This is a genomic window from Arthrobacter sp. JCM 19049 (genome assembly GCF_001310435.1).
The window spans coordinates 1-933 of sequence record NZ_BAXF01000692.1 but is presented as its reverse complement, the minus strand read 5'-3'; the positions used below and the strand labels follow the sequence as shown (position 1 = coordinate 933).

Sequence of the window (933 nt, the reverse complement as noted above, 5' to 3'; positions counted from 1 at the left end):
GCGTTTGCCGCCGCGAACTCCGGCGCGCAGGTGCAGTACTCCCCGGATGGCTCCGGCGCCGGGCGCAAGGCGTTCTTGGCCGGCGGCGCCCAGTTCGCCGGATCCGATGCCTACATGAGCGAAGAGGAGCTGGCCGACTCGAAGAAGGTCTGCGGCCCCGAGGGCGCCTTCGACGTGCCGGCCTACGTCTCCCCGATTGCGATCGCCTTCAACCTGGAGGGCGTGGAAAGCATCAACCTGGATGCGCCGACCATCGCCAAGATCTTCAAGAAGGAGATCACCAAGTGGAACGATGAGCCATCGCCAGCCAGAACCCGGACGTGCAGCTGCCGGACACCGCGATCACCGTGGTGCACCGCAACGACGAATCGGGCACCACCGAGAACTTCGTGGAGTACCTGAAGCCGCGGCCGGGGACGTGTGGGACTACGAGGTCTCCGGCGACTGGCCCAAGGACATCCAGTCGGAGAACGCCAAGGGCACCTCCGGGGTGGTTTCCACCACCTCGAGCACCGACGGGGCGATCACCTACGCCGACTTCTCCGCGGTGGGCAAGCTGTCCACCGTGAACGTGAAGGTCGGCCAGCAGTACACCGAAATCTCCGCCGAGGCCGCGGCCAAGGCCCTGGAGGCGGCCACCCCGGTCGAGGGCCGTGGTGAGCACGACATGGCCCTGGAGTTGGCCCGCGACACCACCGAGGCCGGCACCTACCCGATCGTGCTGGTCTCCTACCACGTGTACTGCTCCAGCTACAAGGACCAGCAGACCGTGGACCTGGTCAAGGCCTTTGGCAACTACGTTGTCTCCGAGGAAGGCCAGAAGGCCGCCCAGGAGTCGGCCGGCAACGCCCCGCTCTCCTCGGCCATCGCCGAGCAGGCCGGTGCGGCCATCGATTCGATCACCGTGCCGAATAGGCCCGTGCACCACCCGGC

General features: G+C 67.0%; 1 pseudogene. It reads left to right on the top strand.

Annotation, left to right across the window (positions count from 1 at the left end):
- Nucleotides 1–933, top strand: a pseudogene (locus tag JCM19049_RS15555) (phosphate ABC transporter substrate-binding protein PstS); the annotation flags it as partial.